18 protein-coding genes are annotated in these 17,835 nt (G+C 55.7%); 7 read left to right on the forward strand and 11 right to left on the reverse strand.

All coding sequences use genetic code 11. The features are described 5' to 3' along the window. The first annotated feature begins 55 nt into the window (after positions 1 to 55). Both LG323_RS07935 and LG323_RS07940 read left to right on the forward strand, forming a co-directional pair. Positions 56 to 817: an NRDE family protein gene (locus LG323_RS07935; protein WP_404414626.1), complete on the forward strand. Its 762-nt coding sequence runs from the start codon at positions 56 to 58 to the stop codon at positions 815 to 817. A 7-nt stretch (positions 818 to 824) separates the two neighbouring features. Further along, on the forward strand, positions 825 to 2,570 hold the full coding sequence (locus LG323_RS07940; RefSeq protein WP_404414629.1) for a L,D-transpeptidase family protein: 1,746 nt from the start codon (positions 825 to 827) through the stop codon (positions 2,568 to 2,570). Here LG323_RS07940 and ptsP read toward each other — a convergent pair. Further along, the gene (ptsP, locus tag LG323_RS07945; RefSeq protein WP_310695440.1) at positions 2,567 to 4,843 is read right to left on the reverse strand and encodes a phosphoenolpyruvate--protein phosphotransferase; all 2,277 of its coding nucleotides are present in this window, start codon (positions 4,841 to 4,843) and stop codon (positions 2,567 to 2,569) included. The genes LG323_RS07940 and ptsP overlap by 4 nt on opposite strands. Positions 4,844 to 4,885: 42 nt before the next feature. Continuing rightward, positions 4,886 to 5,374, reverse strand: coding sequence for an RNA pyrophosphohydrolase (locus tag LG323_RS07950; RefSeq protein ID WP_310695439.1), 489 nt, complete (start codon positions 5,372 to 5,374; stop codon positions 4,886 to 4,888). A gap of 119 nt (positions 5,375 to 5,493) precedes the next feature. Between LG323_RS07950 and LG323_RS07955 the strand changes: the two genes are divergently transcribed. Beyond that, a complete protein-coding gene (locus LG323_RS07955; RefSeq protein ID WP_404414633.1) occupies positions 5,494 to 6,156 on the forward strand; it encodes an HAD family hydrolase in 663 nt (220 codons plus the stop codon). Next, positions 6,153 to 6,857, forward strand: coding sequence for a tRNA (N6-threonylcarbamoyladenosine(37)-N6)-methyltransferase TrmO (gene tsaA / locus LG323_RS07960; RefSeq protein ID WP_404414636.1), 705 nt, complete (start codon positions 6,153 to 6,155; stop codon positions 6,855 to 6,857). Before LG323_RS07955 ends, tsaA begins: the two co-directional genes overlap by 4 nt. Positions 6,858 to 7,052: 195 nt before the next feature. On the opposite strand, the gene purC is transcribed toward tsaA, so the two are convergent. The 4 genes from purC to dapA all read right to left on the reverse strand — a co-directional run bounded on the left by purC (position 7,053) and on the right by dapA (position 10,514). Then, complete coding sequence (gene purC, locus LG323_RS07965) at positions 7,053 to 7,766, reverse strand: phosphoribosylaminoimidazolesuccinocarboxamide synthase (protein WP_310695434.1); 714 nt, start codon at positions 7,764 to 7,766, stop codon at positions 7,053 to 7,055. A 101-nt stretch (positions 7,767 to 7,867) separates the two neighbouring features. Then, positions 7,868 to 8,644 carry an MBL fold metallo-hydrolase gene (locus LG323_RS07970; protein WP_404414639.1) on the reverse strand — a complete coding sequence of 259 codons (777 nt, stop codon included), beginning with the start codon at positions 8,642 to 8,644 and terminating at the stop codon, positions 7,868 to 7,870. After that, complete coding sequence (bamC, locus tag LG323_RS07975) at positions 8,641 to 9,633, reverse strand: outer membrane protein assembly factor BamC (RefSeq protein ID WP_310695432.1); 993 nt, start codon at positions 9,631 to 9,633, stop codon at positions 8,641 to 8,643. The genes LG323_RS07970 and bamC overlap by 4 nt, the downstream gene beginning before the upstream one ends. Further along, a complete protein-coding gene (gene dapA, locus LG323_RS07980) occupies positions 9,633 to 10,514 on the reverse strand; it encodes a 4-hydroxy-tetrahydrodipicolinate synthase (RefSeq protein WP_310695431.1) in 882 nt (293 codons plus the stop codon). The genes bamC and dapA overlap by 1 nt, the downstream gene beginning before the upstream one ends. A gap of 177 nt (positions 10,515 to 10,691) precedes the next feature. Between dapA and LG323_RS07985 the strand changes: the two genes are divergently transcribed. Continuing rightward, positions 10,692 to 11,171 carry a peroxiredoxin gene (locus tag LG323_RS07985; protein ID WP_404414642.1) on the forward strand — a complete coding sequence of 160 codons (480 nt, stop codon included), beginning with the start codon at positions 10,692 to 10,694 and terminating at the stop codon, positions 11,169 to 11,171. On the opposite strand, the gene LG323_RS07990 is transcribed toward LG323_RS07985, so the two are convergent. Further along, positions 11,168 to 12,613 carry a M48 family metalloprotease gene (locus tag LG323_RS07990; protein WP_404414644.1) on the reverse strand — a complete coding sequence of 482 codons (1,446 nt, stop codon included), beginning with the start codon at positions 12,611 to 12,613 and terminating at the stop codon, positions 11,168 to 11,170. The genes LG323_RS07985 and LG323_RS07990 overlap by 4 nt on opposite strands. A gap of 62 nt (positions 12,614 to 12,675) precedes the next feature. On the opposite strand from LG323_RS07990, the gene LG323_RS07995 reads away from it, so the two are divergent. Continuing rightward, the gene (locus tag LG323_RS07995; protein ID WP_310695428.1) at positions 12,676 to 12,945 is read left to right on the forward strand and encodes a sulfurtransferase TusA family protein; all 270 of its coding nucleotides are present in this window, start codon (positions 12,676 to 12,678) and stop codon (positions 12,943 to 12,945) included. A gap of 1 nt (position 12,946) precedes the next feature. Then, a complete protein-coding gene (locus tag LG323_RS08000) occupies positions 12,947 to 14,047 on the forward strand; it encodes an AI-2E family transporter (RefSeq protein WP_310695427.1) in 1,101 nt (366 codons plus the stop codon). Here the strand turns inward: LG323_RS08000 and nadA are convergent. From nadA to LG323_RS08020, 4 genes are all read right to left on the reverse strand, one after another. Beyond that, positions 14,016 to 15,062: a quinolinate synthase NadA gene (gene nadA, locus LG323_RS08005; RefSeq protein WP_404414648.1), complete on the reverse strand. Its 1,047-nt coding sequence runs from the start codon at positions 15,060 to 15,062 to the stop codon at positions 14,016 to 14,018. The two genes, LG323_RS08000 and nadA, sit on opposite strands and share 32 nt — an antisense overlap. Before the next feature lie 102 nt (positions 15,063 to 15,164). Beyond that, the gene (locus LG323_RS08010; protein WP_404414651.1) at positions 15,165 to 15,767 is read right to left on the reverse strand and encodes a Yip1 family protein; all 603 of its coding nucleotides are present in this window, start codon (positions 15,765 to 15,767) and stop codon (positions 15,165 to 15,167) included. Between the two features lie 121 nt (positions 15,768 to 15,888). Further along, the gene (gene cyoE / locus LG323_RS08015) at positions 15,889 to 16,797 is read right to left on the reverse strand and encodes a heme o synthase (protein WP_404414654.1); all 909 of its coding nucleotides are present in this window, start codon (positions 16,795 to 16,797) and stop codon (positions 15,889 to 15,891) included. After that, on the reverse strand, positions 16,781 to 17,833 hold the full coding sequence (locus LG323_RS08020; protein ID WP_404414656.1) for a heme A synthase: 1,053 nt from the start codon (positions 17,831 to 17,833) through the stop codon (positions 16,781 to 16,783). Before LG323_RS08020 ends, cyoE begins: the two co-directional genes overlap by 17 nt. Between the last annotated feature and the right edge of the window lie 2 nt (positions 17,834 to 17,835).

Raw genomic sequence — 17,835 nt, forward strand, 5'->3', positions numbered from 1 at the left:
AACTGTAAAAAAAGCTGAGTATACCAGTACAGCTGAAAAATTACCGGGTCCTCCTATGTGTCTACTTGCATTAATCTGGCAACAACTTCCTGACTGTCCTTTGCTGCTGGCTACCAACCGGGATGAGTTCCATCGTCGCCCGACTCAGTCCGCCAATTTCTGGACCGAACACCCGGACAGAATCGGCGGTCGCGACCAGGAGGCGGGTGGCAGCTGGCTTCTGGCCACACGCCAGGGCCGCTGGGCCGCCTTGACCAATGTTCGGGAGGGCGGGCGACAACCGCCCCCGGAAGCCAGAACCCGTGGTGATCTGGTGATCAAGGCCACGGAGCTGCCCTTCCAGCAGCTTCTTGAGGAGCTTCCCAAAGAGCAGAATTTTTATGCCGGTTACAATCTGCTCTGGGGGGATTGTCGCCAGGCTTGGTATTTCAGCAACCGGACCGGAAAAGCACCTCAACTTCTGGAGCCGGGTACCTATCTGCTCAGCAATGCCGCTCTGGATACGCCCTGGCCAAAAACCGAAAAACTCAGACACTCTGTAAAAGCCTGGATGGCACAACAAAAGCCGCAACCCCAGCAACTTTTTGCTAAACTGGCGGACGAAAATCCTGCCAGTGACCAGCAGCTGCCGGACACTGGCATTGGCCTGGATTGGGAACGCTTTCTTTCGCCGGTATTTATTCGCGGAGAAGATTATGGAACCCGCGCTTCAACTCTTTTATGGCTCGAATCCAACAAGCGCATGACTCTTTGGGAAAGAAGTTTTAATGCCCATGCTGAATTACTTCAGGAGCAAAGGCTCCAGTGGCGCCTCTAAGCAACCCGTGTCAGGCAGGCCGTTGGCCTGCTGCCTGCTGTTGCTCTCTGTGCTTCTCACCCTGCCTGCCTGCGCCAGCATTTCTCCCCCACAAGACGCGGCTCCGGCTTCGCGTGTACCCTCCAGCAATGCCACTCTGGAACAATGGGTCAGCAACACCAAAGACCATTTGCACCCGCAAACCGATCTGGCCCACTCGCGTTATCTGGGCCTGCTCTACCGCCAGGCCGGGTTTGGCTTTTTCTGGCTGGATGAAGAGGGGCAACCCAATGCTGCAGCCCGGCAGCTTCTCAGTGATTTGCAGCCCTGGCTGGCTCTGGAAGAACATCAACGCCTGAAGCCCTACCAGGAACTGGCCCGACTTCTGCAAATGCCACTGTCCCAGGCGCCTTCCCGGCATCGCCAGTCACGCGATCTGGTGATCAGTGACTACTTTCTGCGTTATCAGGATGACCTGCTGAAACGCTACTGGACCCGCTATGATGAAATTCAGGATCATGGCGTCATCAATGCTTATGAGCGCTGGGACGACTGGCCGGATGAAGCGGTCAAGTCCAGCCTGGAACAGGTCTTTCCGGCCTGGTTGAATCAGCTGCAGAAACACAAACCCCGGCATTGGGCCCAGGACAGGCTTCTGGAGACCCGCCCGGACAGCCAGCTTTACCTGCCCTGGCGTCAGGCTTTTTCGGAGCTACAGGAAGCGGCCGAAGCAGGCCACTGGCCACAGCTGGACAAAGAACTGCGGCCAGGTGATGAAGGCCAGGCCGTCACGCAACTGGCCATTCAGCTGGCCCGCCTGGGCGATCTCAATTCGGCACAACCCTGGCTGCCCGAAGACGGGGCGGAAATTTCCGACCCCCGTTATGACGAACGCCTGGAGGCTGCTGTCCAGCGCTTCCAGCAACGTCACCAGTTAACCGCCACAGGTCAGGTGACTGCGCAAACCCGACAGCAGCTCAATGTCCACCCCCAGGAAAGGATGCGCCGACTGGCGCATAACCTGCGTCGCCTGCATCATTTACCGCGCCAGCGCAATGAGCGACACCTGATGATCAACCTGGCCGATCAGCGCTTGCAGTTTGTCGAACAGGGGGAAGTCAAGCTGGATATGCGGGTGATTACCGGCCGTGATGGCCAACGCACGCCCATCATGAATCAGTGGCTCACCTCCCTGGTGCTCAACCCGGTCTGGAATGTGCCCTCCAGCATCGCCCAACAAAAAATCTTTCCCAAAGCACGCAACAACCCGGAATACCTGGCTTCACGGGATTATGCCCTGGTTGACGGCTGGCATACGCCAACCCGCTATGTCAGCCTGGATGAACTGCCGGAAGATGCTTTCACCGAAGACAACCCTTCCTATCGAATCGTCCAAAAGGCAGGCCGTTACAACCAACTGGGACGCGCCAAGTTCCGTCTTTCCAACCAGCAGGCCATTTACTTGCATGACACTCCCTACCGCGAGAAATTCAAACTGGAAGAACGTGACATCAGCTCCGGCTGTGTGCGGGTTGAAGATTCAGAAAAGCTGGTCGCAGCGCTTCTAGCCAAAAGCCAGACTTGGACACCGGATCGGGTTGAAGCCATTTATGAGGAAGGGGAAGAGCGCTACCTGCAGGTTCGCCCCAGGGTTGCGGTTTATCTGATGTACTGGACGGCCTGGACTGATGCCCATGGCCGCCTGCAATGGCGCGAAGACAGCTATAATCTGGATCAGTTCAGCCGACAAAAACACCTGGCCAAAGGCGATTAATTGGGAGACTGGGTTTTGGGGCCAGCCAGCCAGCCCAGGCCCAGATCATTCATGAACACGCCCAGATGCCCGACCACCTGATCCGTACTGGCACAGCCCAGCACCTTTTCCAGTAGTTCACGGGCTTCGGAAACCTTGACCCGGCGAATCGCCGCTTTCACACGCGGCAGACTGGCGAGGTTCATGGACAGGCTTTGATAGCCCATTCCCAGCAAGAGTATGGCTCCGGCGGGGTCACCGGCCAGCTCACCGCAGATACTTACGGGCAGACGGGCCGCATGAGAGTCTCTGGCAATCTTGGTCAAGGCCTGCAGCACTGCGGGATGATAACCACTGTACAGACCCGCTACCTTGGGGTTGTCCCGATCCACGGCCAGAAGATACTGGGTCAGGTCATTGCTGCCCACGGACAGATAATCCACCCGCTCTGCCAGAGCCGGAATCTGAAAAAGAGCGGCAGGTACTTCAATCATGGCACCCACCTTCGGTTTTTTCACCGCCAGGCCTTCACCCTGCTTGATTTCCACCCAGGCACGCCGTATCAGGGCGCGGGCCTCTTCCACCTCCCGGACTGAAGAAATCATCGGCAGCAGAATACGCAGATTGTTCAGACCAATACTGGCCCTCAGCATGGCCCGAACCTGACTGAGAAAAACCTCGGGATGATCCAGACTGAAGCGAATGCCCCGCCAGCCCAGGCAGGGGTTGTCTTCAATAATGGGAAAATAGGGCAGGGGCTTATCACCCCCGATATCCAGAGTCCGCATGGTGACTTCACGCGGGGCAAAAGCGGACAGCTGCTGATGATAAAGTGCAACCTGCTCCTGTTCACTGGGAAAACGCTCGGCCATCATGAACTGCACTTCCGTGCGATAAAGGCCAACCCCTTCAGCCCCATAAGCCAGAGCGCGGGCATGATCGGCCGCCAGACCGGTGTTCAGCATCAGGGGCAATTGATGCCCATCCTGAGTGATACAGGGCAACCCGGCCTCGGCTTCCAGGGCTTCGGTCAGGGCTTTTTCTTCTTCAATAAAGAGTTCGTACTGACGGCGCAGCTTGTCATCCGGGTTGGTCACCACCTGCCCGCGATAACCATCCAGAATCAGTTGCTGGCCATCCAGTTGGGCATAAGGCAAGTCGGTCAGACCCATGACAGTGGGAATGCCCATGGCTCTGGCCAGGATCGCCAGATGCGAGTTGCTTGAACCCTTGACGGAAATCAGGCCAGCCAGTTTTTCCTTGGGCACCTCGCCCAGCAAAGCCGGGGATAACTCCTCACCCACCAGCAAGGTGTTGTCAGGATATTCGCGAATGATTTCGCCACCGGCCTGCAGATAAGAAAGCACCCTGCGGCCCATGTCACGAATGTCGGCCGCCCTTTCACGCAGATAGGAGTCTTCCACTTTTTCCAGATATTTAACATGGCGCTTGACCACATAGGCCAGGGCACCCTGAGCCCAGTGGCCGTCTTCAATCTTGCGAAAAACCTCGGCACCCAGGGATTCTTCATCCAGCATCTGCAGATAGGCATCAAACAGCGCCTGCTCCTGGGCACTGACCCGGTTGGCCAATTTCTGGCCCACCGAACGGATATCATCACGTACCGCTTTAAGGGCCGCACGGAAAAATTCTTTTTCTTCGGGGATGGATGCACAGTCACGCACCGGCACACTATCCAGATCGGCCGGTGGCATGATCACAACGGCCTGACCGATCGTCACCCCCGGCGCTGCGGGCAGGCCGGTAAAGAAAGCCATTTCGCGTTGTCCTGCCGGGCTGATTCGCAGACTGCCACTGGCCTGGGCATGGGCCAGAACCGCAGCCAACTGGGCTGCAATCGTGACCAGAAAGGCTTCTTCACCTTCATCAAACTTGCGTTTAACCTTCTGCTGAACAACCAGAACACCCAGCGCATGGCGCTGATGAATGATCGGCACCCCCAGGAAGCTGTGATAACGTTCTTCGCCTGTTTCCGGCAGGTAGCGATAGCGGGAGTGTGAGGGGGCGTCATCCAGGTTCAAGGGTTCTTCACGTTGCCCGACATAGCCCACCAGACCTTCAGAAGGGGCCAGACTGGCGTGTCCGATGGCTGCCGTGTTCAAACCCAGGGTGTTCATCAGCACATAGCGGCCCTGCTTACTGTCGAGCAGGTAAACCGAACAGACGTCGGTATTCATCGCTTTGCGAACGCGGCGCACGATAATGGACAGGGCGGTGTTCAGATCCCGCGCACTGCTTACTTCCTGCACAATTTTTCGCAAAACGTCCAGCATAGCTCCCCCAGGGGTCCTCGTCTTCACGACGGGAATGATTCTTCAGTTTTCCCGCAGCATCCGATGCACGCGGGGTGCAAGCTCCAGTAAAGCACGGCGATAAACATCCTGTTTGAAAGCCACCACCTGACCCAGTGGATACCAATAGCTGACCCAACTCCAGCTATCGAATTCCGGTTTGGCACAGCAGTCAAAACAGATTTGCGAATCATCACAACGAATGCGCAGTAAAAACCATTTCTGTTTCTGACCAATGCACAAAGGGCGGCTATGGCGCCTGATCATACGTTTCGGCAAGCGATAACGCAGCCAGCCTCGGGTGGAGCCCAGAAGCTCGACCTGGTCTGGCCCAAGACCAATTTCTTCTTTCAATTCACGGTATAAAGCCTGTTCAGGGGTTTCCCGGTACTTGATGCCACCCTGGGGAAACTGCCAGGCCTCCTGACCATAACGCCTGGCCCAAAGCAACTGGCCTACCTGATTCGTTATGATTATACCAACATTAGGGCGATACCCATCCTCATCTATCACGCTGCGCCCTCAAAAAAAGTTTTAAACCTATTGTTCCACAAAGATTGAAAAGTATTCAATTTATCCCTGAGGTAAAATGCAAAAAAACCTTAATTCCTCAGTAGATTCTGGAGCCTCGAATGAGTTTAGCCCTGTTTGACCTTGATAATACCCTGATTGCCGGTGACAGTGACCATGCCTGGGGGGAATTTCTTGTGGCCAGGGGGCTGGTGGATGCCAAAGAATACAAGGAAGCCAATGATCGCTACTTTGCAGCCTACCAGGAAGGCAGCCTGGATATTCATGAATATCTGAGTTTCTCACTGCGGCCACTCACCCGCTACCCAACCCATGACCTGCATGCCTGGCGGGAGGAGTTCATTACAGATCATATTGCTCCACTGATTCTGGAGAAGGGCAGAAAGCTGCTGGCCGAACATCAGCAAAAGGGCGATCAACTGGTGATTATCACCGCCACCAATCGCTTTATCACCCAGCCCATTGCCGACCTGCTGGGCGTCAAGGAGTTGATTGCCGTGGAACCTGAATTCAGGGAAGGACGCTACACGGGTGAAATCGTCGGCACCCCCAGCTTTCGGGAAGGCAAAATCACCTGCCTGAATGAATGGTTGAACCAGCACCGGATGAGCCTGGAAAACAGCCACTTCTACAGCGACTCCCACAACGACCTGCCGCTGCTGAAAAAAGTGGACCACCCGGTTGCCGTTGACCCCGACCAGGAACTGCAAACCTATGCAGAACAACAAGGCTGGCCGGTGATTTCCCTGCGGGATAACGCATGAGTTTCCAGCTCGACACTCTGGGAATCATCCATTCCTGCTATCAGGAGAAGTTTGCCGTGCCGCGCCAGCCGGGGTTGGCCCCTTCGGCTTTTGCCACTCTGGAGTTGCTGCCGCCCTACAACCAACCTGAGGCAGTGGAGGGGCTGGAAGCCTACAGTCATCTGTGGCTGACTTTTGTCTTTCACGAAAATCTGGAAAAAGGATGGAAACCGCGTGTTCGCCCTCCCCGGCTGGGTGGCAATGAGAAGACCGGCGTTTTTGCCACCCGCTCCCCCTTTCGCCCCAATGGACTGGGGCTGTCCGTGGTGAAATTGGAAAAGGTGGAGACCGAAAAAGGAGTTTGCCTGCATTTATCCGGCATTGATCTGATTGAAGGCACCCCGGTGGTGGACATCAAACCCTACCTGCCCTGGGTGGAAAGCCTTCCCCAAGCCAAGGCAGGCTGGGCACCCGAGCCACCTGAACTTCTACCCGTGGCCTTCACCCACCTGGCCAGACAGCAACTGACAGAGCAGCCTGAAAGCCAGCGCCTGGAAAACCTCATCAGCGAAGTGCTCGCCCAGGACCCGCGCCCCGCCTACCAGCGCGCCGCCAGTGACAGAATCTATGGCGTACACCTGGCAGGGCTGAACGTGAAATTCACTTATCGCCGGGAAGGCAAACAGGATGTTATTGAAGTGCTGGAACTGGAAGCAGATTGATCAGAATAGGAAGGCTTGCGGCAAAGTCAGGTGTGGAAGCTGTTACTCGGGCGTTCTAGTCAGGACAGAGGAAGCTGTTTGATCGGGCTGTCTGCAACAGGAAGTTGCAGCCAGAGCTTACAGGGATGTATTTACGCGTCCCGATCAGCAGCTTCTCGCTGTCTATTTGACTCTAATCTTTATTCATCAGGTTGTTTAATCAAACTCAATGCCCAGCCTGCGTCCAACTTCTTCATAGGCTTCAACCACACCACCCAGTCCCTGACGGAAGCGGTCTTTATCCAGTTTTTCTCGAGTTTCAGCATCCCAGAGGCGGCAGCCATCGGGTGAGAATTCATCACCCAGAGTGATTTCGCCGTGGAAGATACCGAATTCCAGCTTGTAGTCCACCAGTAACAGCCCCGCATCGGCAAACAACCTTTGCAGCACACCATTCACCTTGTAGGTCAGTTTTTGCATGGCTGCCAGCTGGTCTTCTGTTGCCCAGCCAAAAGTCACCGCCAGGGATTCATTGATCATGGGATCACCCTGAGCATCATTTTTCAAAAACAGCTCATAGGTGGGTGGGTTTAGTGTTTGCCCTTCTTCCACGCCCAGACGACGGCAAAGACTGCCGGCACTGATATTGCGCACCACACACTCAACCGGCAGCATTTGCATGCACTTCACCAGGCTTTCACGGTCATTCAAACGCTTTTCAAAGTGCGTGGGAATACCGGCTTCTTTGAGTTTTTCCATGATGAAGGCATTGAAGATGTTATTGACCTTGCCCTTGCGATCCAGCTGCTCTTTCTTTTTGCCATCAAAGGCGCTGGTATCATCACGAAATTCCAGGATCAGAAGATCATCATCATCTGTTTTGAAAACCGATTTGGCCTTGCCTGAATAGAGTTCTGCACGCTTTTCCACTTATGTCTCCGGGAGGGTATTCAGAGGTAAAAAACCAGGATTGGAAATTGCTGACAAGGATAGCAGGCTGGTATAAAAAGTCACGCAGGGTTTTCTTTGGGTCAGTCCAGTTGCCGCCAACCCAGCCCGGACTCCTGTTCTGCCAGGGCCACCCAGTCCGGAGTGCAATTCAGGCTGGTGGCCAGGGTTTGCCGAGCCAGATCGGGGCAGTTGTTCTGTTCACTCAAATGCGAGGCAACCAGGTGCTGCAGTTGTTTCTGATCCAGTTGCAACAGTAGCTCTGCTGCCTGCTGGTTACTCAGATGTCCATAATCACCGGCAACCCGTCTTTTCAGTGAAGGCGGGTAAGGCCCCTGAGCCAGCAGGTCAGGATCATGGTTGGCTTCCAGAATGAGACCCTGACAGCGCCGATAGTGGCGTATCACATGCGGCGTGATACAACCCAGGTCGGTGAGCACTCCCAGGCGGCTGGCCCCATTGCCAAGAATAAACTGCACCGGCTCACGCGCATCGTGAGGCACTGTCACCGGCCAGACCTCCAGGTCACCTACGGCAAAGGGGTGTTCAGGATCAATTTTGCGCCAATCGGGCAGCAGACCCAGCCGACCGGACAGGCGCGTGCCCGGCGTGGTAAACAGCGGCAGGTTGTAACGCCGACAGAGGGCACCAACGCCCCCAATGTGATCACCATGCTCATGGGTCACCAGAACAGCCGTCAAATCACGGGGGTCGACTGCCTGCTGCTGCAGGCGTCGGGTGACCTCCTTGAGAGTAAAACCACAATCGATCAGGATCAGGGTCTTACCCGCACGAACCAGGGTTGCATTGCCCTTGCTACCGCTTCCCAAAGAAGTAAAGCTGATACGGCCTGAAATCAACGCAACTGCCGCTCCAACCAGCTCAGCAGCTCCCTTTCAATCTCTTCGGGAGCGGGTTCGCCCGGTTCGCTTTGCAGGGTCAAGTCCAGTTCGTTGTTGTATTCAACCAGATGCAGCTGATAGTGGTGGGCATCTTCAGAAGGGCCGCGACCGAAAAGCCGGGCAAAGAAACCCTGGCGACGCTCATCCTGGGGAACATAACGCAGGTAAATACGACCTTCACTGCGATCCACATCCTTCAATTCCTGCACTTTTTCATCAAACTCATCTTCCAGAAGACGCGTCAATTCACTCCAGGCACGCTCAAACTCCAGACGAAACACCAGCACCTGCCGGTCATCACGATCCACCAGGCGCACCTGTTCACGGCTATGCAGAGATTGGGCCTGTTGGGAAACCCTTTGGTCGCCTTCCTCCAGAGTGGCCAGCAGGAATTGCTTCAGTGCCATCAAACGGGTTCGGTCATAGTCACTGAATGCCAGCCGTTCCGTGTTTTCTTCAAAAGAACGCAGGCGCACTTCCGCAGTGCCACGGCGCACACCCTGGCGCAGGGTTATTTTCTGGGCGGCCAGGCCGCTGGCTGCGTCCTCCTGCCAGGTGATCTCACCACGACGCGGGTAACTACCCGTCACCGGCATATCCTGCTGTTCGGCAAAAGCCTGCAATGCTGGCCAGACTTCGGCAGGACTGCGCTGCACCAGCAACCAGGCGGCCTCTTCATCAGTGCGCTGTTCAACCAGCGGAGTATCAGAAGCGGCTACCCTCAAGGGTTCAGGTCGGGGAACCTCTCCATCACGGGCCTGCCCGGTTCTTTGGGTTTCCGGAATCGGCATGGCATCGCGGTGCCGATAGTCGTCTGGCAACTCATGCTCAACCTCCCGTGCTTTGGGGTAGTCATCCGATCGATCACGGTAGGCGCTGTTGCTGCACCCGCTTATGACCAGCACAGTCAGCAAAGCTACAAGCGCGTAGGTTTGCATGAATTTCATTAATTGAGTACTCCAGCCAATTCCAGGGCTTCATGGATGGTGGTGCGGTATTTTTCCGACAAGGGCGTCAGAGGCAAACGGATACCCCGCTCTATCAGGCCCATTTCATAAAGAGCCCATTTCGCAGGTATCGGGTTGGATTCCACAAACAGGCCGGTATGCAAAGGCAACAGCCGCGTGTTGATCTGGTGAGCCAGGCTTTCATTACCCGCCAGGGCAGCAGCGCACATATCGTGCATCTGACGCGGGGCCACATTGGCCGTGACGGAAATGTCCCCCTGCCCCCCCATGAGAATAAAGTCACAGGCAGTGGCATCATCCCCGGAAAAGAGTTTGAAGTCTGTGCCGCGGAAGCTGTCAACCAGAAACTTGGCCCGCTCCAGGTCACCGGTGGCATCTTTCAGAGCAACGATCTTATCCACTTCAGCCAGACGCAGCACGGTTTCATTGTGCATGTCGACGGCAGTGCGACCGGGCACATTGTAAAGAATGATGGGCAGCTCACTGGCTTCGGCAATGGCTTTATAGTGCTGATAAAGCCCTTCCTGGGTCGGCTTGTTGTAGTAGGGAGTCGCGGACAGGCAGTAGTCGGCACCGACTTTACTGGCATAGCGAGTCAGCTCGATGGCTTCCGCCGTGGCATTGGCGCCCGTGCCAGCGATGACGGGAATACGGCCTTCGACGCGCTCAACCACCCGACGGATGACATCGAAGTGTTCAGCAAAAGATAGCGTAGAAGGCTCGCCAGTGGTGCCCGCAGCAACAATACCGTCCGTTGCGTTGTCCAAATGAAAATCAATCAGGCGATCCAGCGCCTCCCAATCAACCTCTCCGGTCAGGGTCATAGGGGTTACCAGGGCAACCATGCTGCCTTTAATCATGCTGCGTCTCCAAAAAAAAACAGGTTAGTGCATAGCCAATTGTGTATTGTTGCCTTTCGACGGCTCAGGCTCAAGCATTGCGATGCAAGTTAGTGCTTTTTTTTGTCTTCCGGGCAACCTTTGTTGCTGTGCTATAGTTTGCATTGATTTGTTCAACTGCTTACACGGAGTCTGACCATGAGCTTCCATCCCGGCGATCTTGTCCCCGATTTTACCGCCCAGGCCACCAGCAATCAGGAGGTACAGCTGTCCCGGCTGCAGGGCAAAAAGGTGGTCATCTATTTTTACCCCAAAGACAGTACGCCCGGCTGTACCACGGAAGGGGGTGATTTTCGAGACCTTTACAAGGAATTCCAGGCGGCCAACACCGAGATTTTCGGTGTTTCCCGGGATGGCCTGCGCAGCCATGAAAACTTCAAGACCAAGCAGGGTTTTCCTTTCGAGCTGATCAGTGACAAGGACGAGACTCTCTGCCAGCTGTTTGATGTTATCAAGCTGAAAAAAATGTACGGCAAGGAACACTACGGGATAGAGCGCAGTACCTTCCTGATTGATGAAGACGGCAAACTGGCTCAGGAGTGGCGCAAGGTCAAGGTGCCGGGTCATGTGCAGGAAGTATTGGAAGCCGTTCAGGCGCTGGATCAAAAGACTGCCTAGATATCCATCAGGCTCTGCATTTCTTCCAGTTGTCTGCGCCTTTCCCGGATGACTTCGCGAAGCTGCCAGGGTTGGTCCGCTTCCCTGGCTTTCTCACTTGCCAGCTCCAGCTGGCTGAATGCCTGCCGAAAGCGGCCGGTTAACTGAAAATATTCCGCCCTGGCCTGATGAAGCTCAACCGGGCGGTCTGACTTGCCTGCCGCTTCGGCCAGTTGGAACCAGATCTGGGCATCTCTGGGGCGATCACGGCTCAAACGCCGGAACTCCTGACGGGCCTGTGACCACTTTTGCTGCTTGGCATAGTGATCGGCCAGCAGATAGCGTGCCGGGTAATAACCGGGGGTGAAAGCCAGCAGGTCATCCAGCCGCTGCTGGGCGGCATCCCAATCTTCAGCATCCACCAGAAGTTCGGCCAGCAGGTACTGCACAGCCAGCCACTCCGGGTGGTCATCGGCCAGTTGTTGCAGGCTGCTGATGGCCTCCTGGAGTCGACCAGCCTGTTTATCCCGTAAGACCTGGGCATAAACCCGACCGGCTTCACTGGGGTCTTGCTGCAAAAAAAGGCGCTGGGCATCTTCGCCCTCGGCCTCCTGATGAAAAATGATGCGTGCGCGGATCAATTCATAGTCACGATCCTTGATCCTTTCACTTCTGGACTTCAGCTGGTCAGATCGTGACCAGGCATCTGCAATCCGGCTTTGGGTCAGGGGGTGGGTCATTAAAAATTCGGGCGGGCGGCCACTCAAGCTGGCAATTCTTTGCATCTTCTGGAACATGGCAGGCATGGCTTCCGGTGAATAGCCAGCGGCTGCCAGGGTTTCCATGCCCATACGATCCGCCTCCTGCTCATAAATGCGGCTCCAGGACAGCTGATTCTGAATGGCTGCAGCCTGGGTGCCAGCAATAGCAGCAATGCCAGCGTCAGCATGCCCCTGGCTGGCCACCAGAATACCGGCGAGAAGCCCGGCCATGGTGGACCATTGCGCACCACTGGCGGCTTCCACCCGGCGGGCAAAATGGCGCTGGCTGATGTGCGCCAGCTCATGCGCCATGACCGAGGCAAATTCATCCTCATGGGTTGCAAAGGTAAACAGACCCGTGTGGACACCAATAATCCCACCGGGTACGGCAAAAGCATTCAACTGGCGCTGATCGACAACCAGAACATCCAGTTCGGGCTGCTCCAGATCGGAGTTATAAGCGGCCAGACGCTGCACCAGTCCTTCCGTATAATTCTGCACCAGAGGGTCATAATAGATCCGGCTCTGGGCACGAAACTGACGCAGCCAGCCCTGCCCCAGGTGGCGTTCCTGATGCAGACTGACATCATAGCTGCTGCCATAACCTAAAGTCGGCAAGTCCTGGGCCGGGGCTGGTATACTCAGGCTGGCAGCCAGGAACAAAGACAAAGTAAAATAGTGCTTAACGGCCCGAAGCAGCATAGATTTTCCTGTGGCAACAATAATCGGCTTATATCTTTTCAATTCAGACAAGGCAAAAGAAAATGGATTCCCCAACCAGTGCAGGTGATGATAGCGCAACTCAACATTTTGACCAGCATCTGGATGCCAGAGGGTTGCACTGTCCATTGCCTCTATTGAAAGCCAAACAGCGCCTCAACAGCATGCAGCCGGGGCAGCAATTGCTGGTCTGGGCCAGTGATCCCGGCTCCTGGGATGATTTTGCCAGTTATGCCGATCTCAGCAGCCATGAGCTGGTTTCCCGGAAACAACAAGGTGATGAATACCACTTTGTGATCTTGAGGGGTAATTAGAATGTCTTTCAGGGATGTTTTTGTCGGCTGGATTCACCGTTATTTTTCGGATGAAGAGGCGGTCATCTTTGCTTTGTTACTGACCGCCTTTTTTGTCGCCCTGTTTTTCTTCGGGGCCATGCTGGCCCCTTTTCTGACGGCGGTTGTGTTTGCCTACCTGCTGCAGGGCATTGTCACCCAACTGGAAAAACACCGGCTTCCCCAGTTGCTGGCCGTGATTCTGGCCTTCAGTTTGTTTGTGGGGGGGTTGCTGGCTTTACTGTTCTGGCTCTTCCCGCTGATCTGGAACCAGCTGGTCAGCCTGACCCGTGAGTTTCCGGAAATGCTGCGTATGGTGCAGGTCTGGCTGGATCAACTGCATGAAAACTACCCGCAACTGATTTCCCAGCAGCAGGCCAATTCTTTGATCAATGATGCCATCGGCGAGATACGCCAACTGGGCCATCTGTTGGTCAGTCTTTCCCTGTCCAGCATTCCCAGCCTGATCGCCTGGCTGGTTTATCTTATTCTGGTTCCCATTCTGGTTTTCTTTCTGCTCAAGGATCGTCGCCAGCTGACGGGCTTTATTACCTCAATGATGCCGCAAAAACGCGCTTTGATGACCCGCATCTGGCATGAAATGGATATCCAGATTGCCAACTACATACGCGGCAAGGCACTGGAAATACTGATTGTCGGGGTCGTAACCTGGATTGCTTTTGCCTGGTTGGGGCTCAACTATGCCGAGCTGCTGGCCCTGCTAGTCGGCTTGTCGGTGCTGGTTCCCTATATCGGTGCCGCTGTGGTCACCCTGCCGATTGCCCTGATTGCCCTCTTTCAGTTTGGTATCAGCAGTGAGCTGGCCTGGGTTCTGGCTGTTTACGGGATCATTCAGGCTCTGGATGGCAATGTGCTGGTACCACTGATGTTCTCCGAGGCCGTCAATCTGCATCCGGTTTCCATTATTCTGGCGGTGCTGTTCTTTGGTGGCCTCTGGGGGTTCTGGGGAATCTTTTTTGCGATCCCCCTGGCCACCCTTTTGAAAGCCATCATCAATGCCTGGCCCAGGGCCTTACACCCTGAAGATGAGGTCAAGCAGCTGACGAGTCCTTCGGAAAATTAAGCATGCGGGTCAAAGGCACCAGGGCCTTGTCAATCAGCTCTGGTGACACCTGAATCTCATCCGATCCCGACTCCAGCGAGGCAATCATGCGTTCCAGGCTGTTCATGGCCATCCAGGGGCAATGGGCACAACTGCGGCAGGTTGCCCCTTCACCCGCAGTTGGTGCTTCCAGAAAATGCTTGTCGGGGTTTTCCTGCTGCATCTTGTAAAAAATGCCCCGATCCGTGGCCACAATAAAGGTCTCATTGGGCAGCTCCCCAGCCGATTTGAGCAACTGACTGGTTGAACCCACCACATCAGCCACTTCGACCACACTGGCCGGTGATTCCGGGTGTGCCAGAACCGCCGCCGTAGGGTGGACTTTTTTCAGATCCAGAATGCCCTTGGCCTTGAATTCTTCATGGACAATGCAGGCCCCATCCCAAAGCAGCATTTCGGCCCCTGTGGTTCGGCTAATGTAATCGCCCAGGTGCTTGTCGGGAGCCCAGAGAATTTTCTCACCCTGGTCGTGCAAATGCTTGACGACCTGCTGGGCAATACTGGAGGTCACCACCCAGTCCGCCCTGGCCTTGACTGCAGCCGAGGTGTTGGCATAAACCACCACGGTGTGGTCGGGGTGCTGATCACAAAAAGCAGCAAATTCATCCGGTGGGCAACCCAGATCCAGAGAACAGGTGGCTTCCAGAGTGGGCATCAGAACCCGCTTTTCCGGGGACAGGATTTTTGCCGTTTCCCCCATGAAACGAACCCCGGCCACAACCAGGGTTTTGGCCGGATGACGGGCACCAAAGCGGGCCATTTCCAGAGAATCACCGATGAATCCGCCGGTTTCCTCCGCCAGGGCCTGAATAACCGGGCTGGTGTAGTAGTGCGCAACTATCACGGCCTGCTGCTCTACCAGCAACTGTTTGACACGCTCTTTAAGGCGCTGCTCATCGGCCTCGGAAAGGGTGCCTGCTGGTGTAGCTTTGGCGAGGTGCTCGCGCACCAACAACTGATCATAAACACTGGTCATGGTATGCTGATTCATTGCCCTGAAGAGTAAATAAGCTGAATGATAGCATATTCACAAAAAAAGCAGGCACACGGCCTGCTTGTCATTTTGAACCCGTCTGGATTAGCGAACGTAGGCAGGTGCCAGACCGGTTCCCCAGAGTAGCACACTGGCCGCCATCATCCCCACCAGCACCACCAGCCCGACGGTCAGGATGGAGGTTGCAAACATGAAGCCCTGTTCTTCGGGAATATCCATGATTTTGGGTACACCCGTGTACAAAAGGTAGATGGTGTAGCTGAGAGCCACCAGACCGACTGCAACCACAAACCAGATATGCGGCCAGAAGCCCGCCAGCCCGGCCAACAACAGCGGCGTTGCCGTATAGGTGGTCAGAGCCATGCAGCGCTCTATGCTGGCGTCAGAGCCATAGGTCTTCTCCATCCAGTGGATGACTCGGGCCATAACACCAGTGCCAACCAGCAGAGCAACATAAAAGGCCAGAGCAATGGGAGCTGCACTGGCTGCAGTGAGCTTCACATATTCGCCCAGACCGATACTCCAGCCTATCTGTGTGGTACCAAAGAAAAGTGCAATGGGTGCCAGGGCACACATCCAGATCAAGTCACGGGTGTAATACTGCAACACCGAATACTTGTCGTACTTTACTTTTGACCACTCTTTTTCGGGGTTATAGAAAACCCCCCACATGTGTTGAATAAACATAGGATACCTCCAGTTTTACCGGCATCCCTGCATCAGATGGGAAGGAACAACCCGGCTGCATTGAAAGCAGGCGCCTGTTCTCCCAGGGTTAACAAGACAGCAGCGAGCATCGCCTGACTTGTCAGAACATCAAGCTGGCGTAGTGATCCACCAGCAGAAACAGAAACAACAACAAGATATAGCGAATCGAAAACCAGAAGGAGGCCAGTGGAGTTGCCAAATCCTGGCCTTTCCAGACCTTCCAGTTCCAATACAGAAAGCGCAGGTTCAAGACCAGTATCCCGGCCAGATAGATCCAGCCGCTCATTCCGGTGACAAAGGGCAAAAGCGTCACAGCCACGGTCAGCCAGGTGTAGAGCCAAACCTGCAGGCGCGCGAAGTCTTCACCATGGGTGACCGGAAGCATGGGCACCCCGGCCTTGGCGTATTCTTCCCGTTTATAAATGGCCAACGCCCAGAAGTGCGGGGGTGTCCAGGCAAAAATAATCAACACCAGCAGGAGGGCATTGGGGTGCACCTGGCCGGTTATCGCTGTCCAGCCCAGCAAGGGGGGCGCAGCACCGGCCAGACCGCCAATAGTGATATTCTGGGGAGTCACTCTTTTCAAAAAGCCGGTGTAGACCAGCGCATAACCCAGCAAGGAAGCCAGGGTCAGCCAGGCCGTCAGGGGGTTCACCTCAACCCACAGGAGAGTGATGCCCGCAATGGACATCACACTGGCATACGCGGCTGCCTGCAAGCCACCCAGGCGACCTTCAGCAACAGGGCGGCTGGAAGTACGCAGCATCAGTCGATCCAGCCGCCGATCCAGAAGATGATTGAAGGCAGCAGCCCCCATGGCCGCCATGCCGATTCCCAGCAAGCCGAGTACAGCCTTATCCAGAGGCGGCAGAGTGGGAACGGCCAGAGCCATGCCCACCAGCGCACACACAAGCATCACCAACACCACGCGGGGCTTGCCCAGCTCCCAGTAGTCCTGCCAGGCCGGCAACCCCCAGCCTTCTAGTCCAGCCTCATTGGAATTGCGCATTGTCCACCTCCGTCAGTGTTACCTTGGGTACTTTTAAACCGCTGAAACCCAGTTGCCAGCCAGTCATGAGTAAGGTCAGTAAAAGCAGGGCGGCTCCGGCTGTATGCAGGATCGCCAGGGTCAGGGGCAATAGCCAGATCACTGTGGCCACACCCAGGCCCGCCTGGACTCCATAGCTCACCAGCAGCAATTGCAGCCAGGGCTTTGCCCGCTGTTGTCGCAGATACAGGAAAAACAAGAACACCAAGCCCACTCCCAGGGCCAGTGCCCCCACCCGATGCGTCCAGTGAATAGCTGTTCGGGCCGGAGCATGCAGTTGCCCGTGCAGATAGTTGGGGCCCACTTCCTGGGTGACATGAAAGCCTTCGGTGAAATCCAACTGCTCGGACCACCACTGCTGATTACAGGTTGGAAAACCTCCACAGGCCAGACCGGCATAATTGCTGGAAGTCCAGCCCCCCAGAGCAACCTGGCCTGCCAGTAACAGCAGAACCAGCCACCAAAGAAGGGGAGGCCTTCGTGCCTCCTGTTCACCTCGAGCGCACGCCTGCAAGCGCCTCTGCAGCCAGAAAAAAAGCGCCAGCACCGTAAAACCGCCCAGCAGATGCAAAGTGACCACCTGGGGCCAAAGCTTCAGGGTCACTGTCCAGGCACCAAAAGCACCCTGGACACAGACGGCAAACAGAAGCAAAAAACTCAAGCCCACCGGATAGCCGGGGGTTTTTCTTGACTTGAAAGCCACCCAGGCCAGAATCAAGGCCATCAGGCCCAGAGCAGTCGCCAGGTAACGATGTACCATCTCCACCCAGGCCTTGAAGCTATCCAGAGGGGCATCCGGGGCAAAAGCGGCAGCCCGGTCCCCATCCGGCACCACCAGGGTTCCGTAGCAACCGGGCCAGTCCGGGCAACCCAGACCGGCATCCACCAGGCGGGTGCCGGCACCGACCAGCACCACCAGCAGGGTAAACAAAACCCCGAAACCGGCAAGATTCGCCGCCAGCCTAATACGACGGGCATTTTTTGAGGCTTCCATCATGC

The organism is Marinospirillum sp. (assembly GCF_044810985.1).
GTDB lineage: Bacteria > Pseudomonadota > Gammaproteobacteria > Pseudomonadales > Halomonadaceae > Marinospirillum.

Excerpts from the sequence above, each read along its gene's own strand:
- bamC (WP_310695432.1), bottom strand. The coding sequence starts at position 9,633 with ATGAAATTCATGCAAACCTACGCGCTTGTAGCTTTGCTGACTGTGCTG.
- LG323_RS07955 (WP_404414633.1), top strand. The coding sequence starts at position 5,494 with ATGAGTTTAGCCCTGTTTGACCTTGATAATACCCTGATTGCCGGTGAC.
- LG323_RS07935 (WP_404414626.1), top strand. The coding sequence starts at position 56 with ATGTGTCTACTTGCATTAATCTGGCAACAACTTCCTGACTGTCCTTTG.
- LG323_RS07995 (WP_310695428.1), top strand. The coding sequence starts at position 12,676 with ATGGATTCCCCAACCAGTGCAGGTGATGATAGCGCAACTCAACATTTT.
- dapA (WP_310695431.1), bottom strand. The coding sequence starts at position 10,514 with ATGATTAAAGGCAGCATGGTTGCCCTGGTAACCCCTATGACCCTGACC.
- nadA (WP_404414648.1), bottom strand. The coding sequence starts at position 15,062 with ATGACCAGTGTTTATGATCAGTTGTTGGTGCGCGAGCACCTCGCCAAA.
- LG323_RS08020 (WP_404414656.1), bottom strand. The coding sequence starts at position 17,833 with ATGATGGAAGCCTCAAAAAATGCCCGTCGTATTAGGCTGGCGGCGAAT.
- ptsP (WP_310695440.1), bottom strand. The coding sequence starts at position 4,843 with ATGCTGGACGTTTTGCGAAAAATTGTGCAGGAAGTAAGCAGTGCGCGG.
- LG323_RS07990 (WP_404414644.1), bottom strand. The coding sequence starts at position 12,613 with ATGCTGCTTCGGGCCGTTAAGCACTATTTTACTTTGTCTTTGTTCCTG.
- LG323_RS07985 (WP_404414642.1), top strand. The coding sequence starts at position 10,692 with ATGAGCTTCCATCCCGGCGATCTTGTCCCCGATTTTACCGCCCAGGCC.
- LG323_RS08000 (WP_310695427.1), top strand. The coding sequence starts at position 12,947 with ATGTCTTTCAGGGATGTTTTTGTCGGCTGGATTCACCGTTATTTTTCG.
- tsaA (WP_404414636.1), top strand. The coding sequence starts at position 6,153 with ATGAGTTTCCAGCTCGACACTCTGGGAATCATCCATTCCTGCTATCAG.
- LG323_RS08010 (WP_404414651.1), bottom strand. The coding sequence starts at position 15,767 with ATGTTTATTCAACACATGTGGGGGGTTTTCTATAACCCCGAAAAAGAG.
- cyoE (WP_404414654.1), bottom strand. The coding sequence starts at position 16,797 with ATGCGCAATTCCAATGAGGCTGGACTAGAAGGCTGGGGGTTGCCGGCC.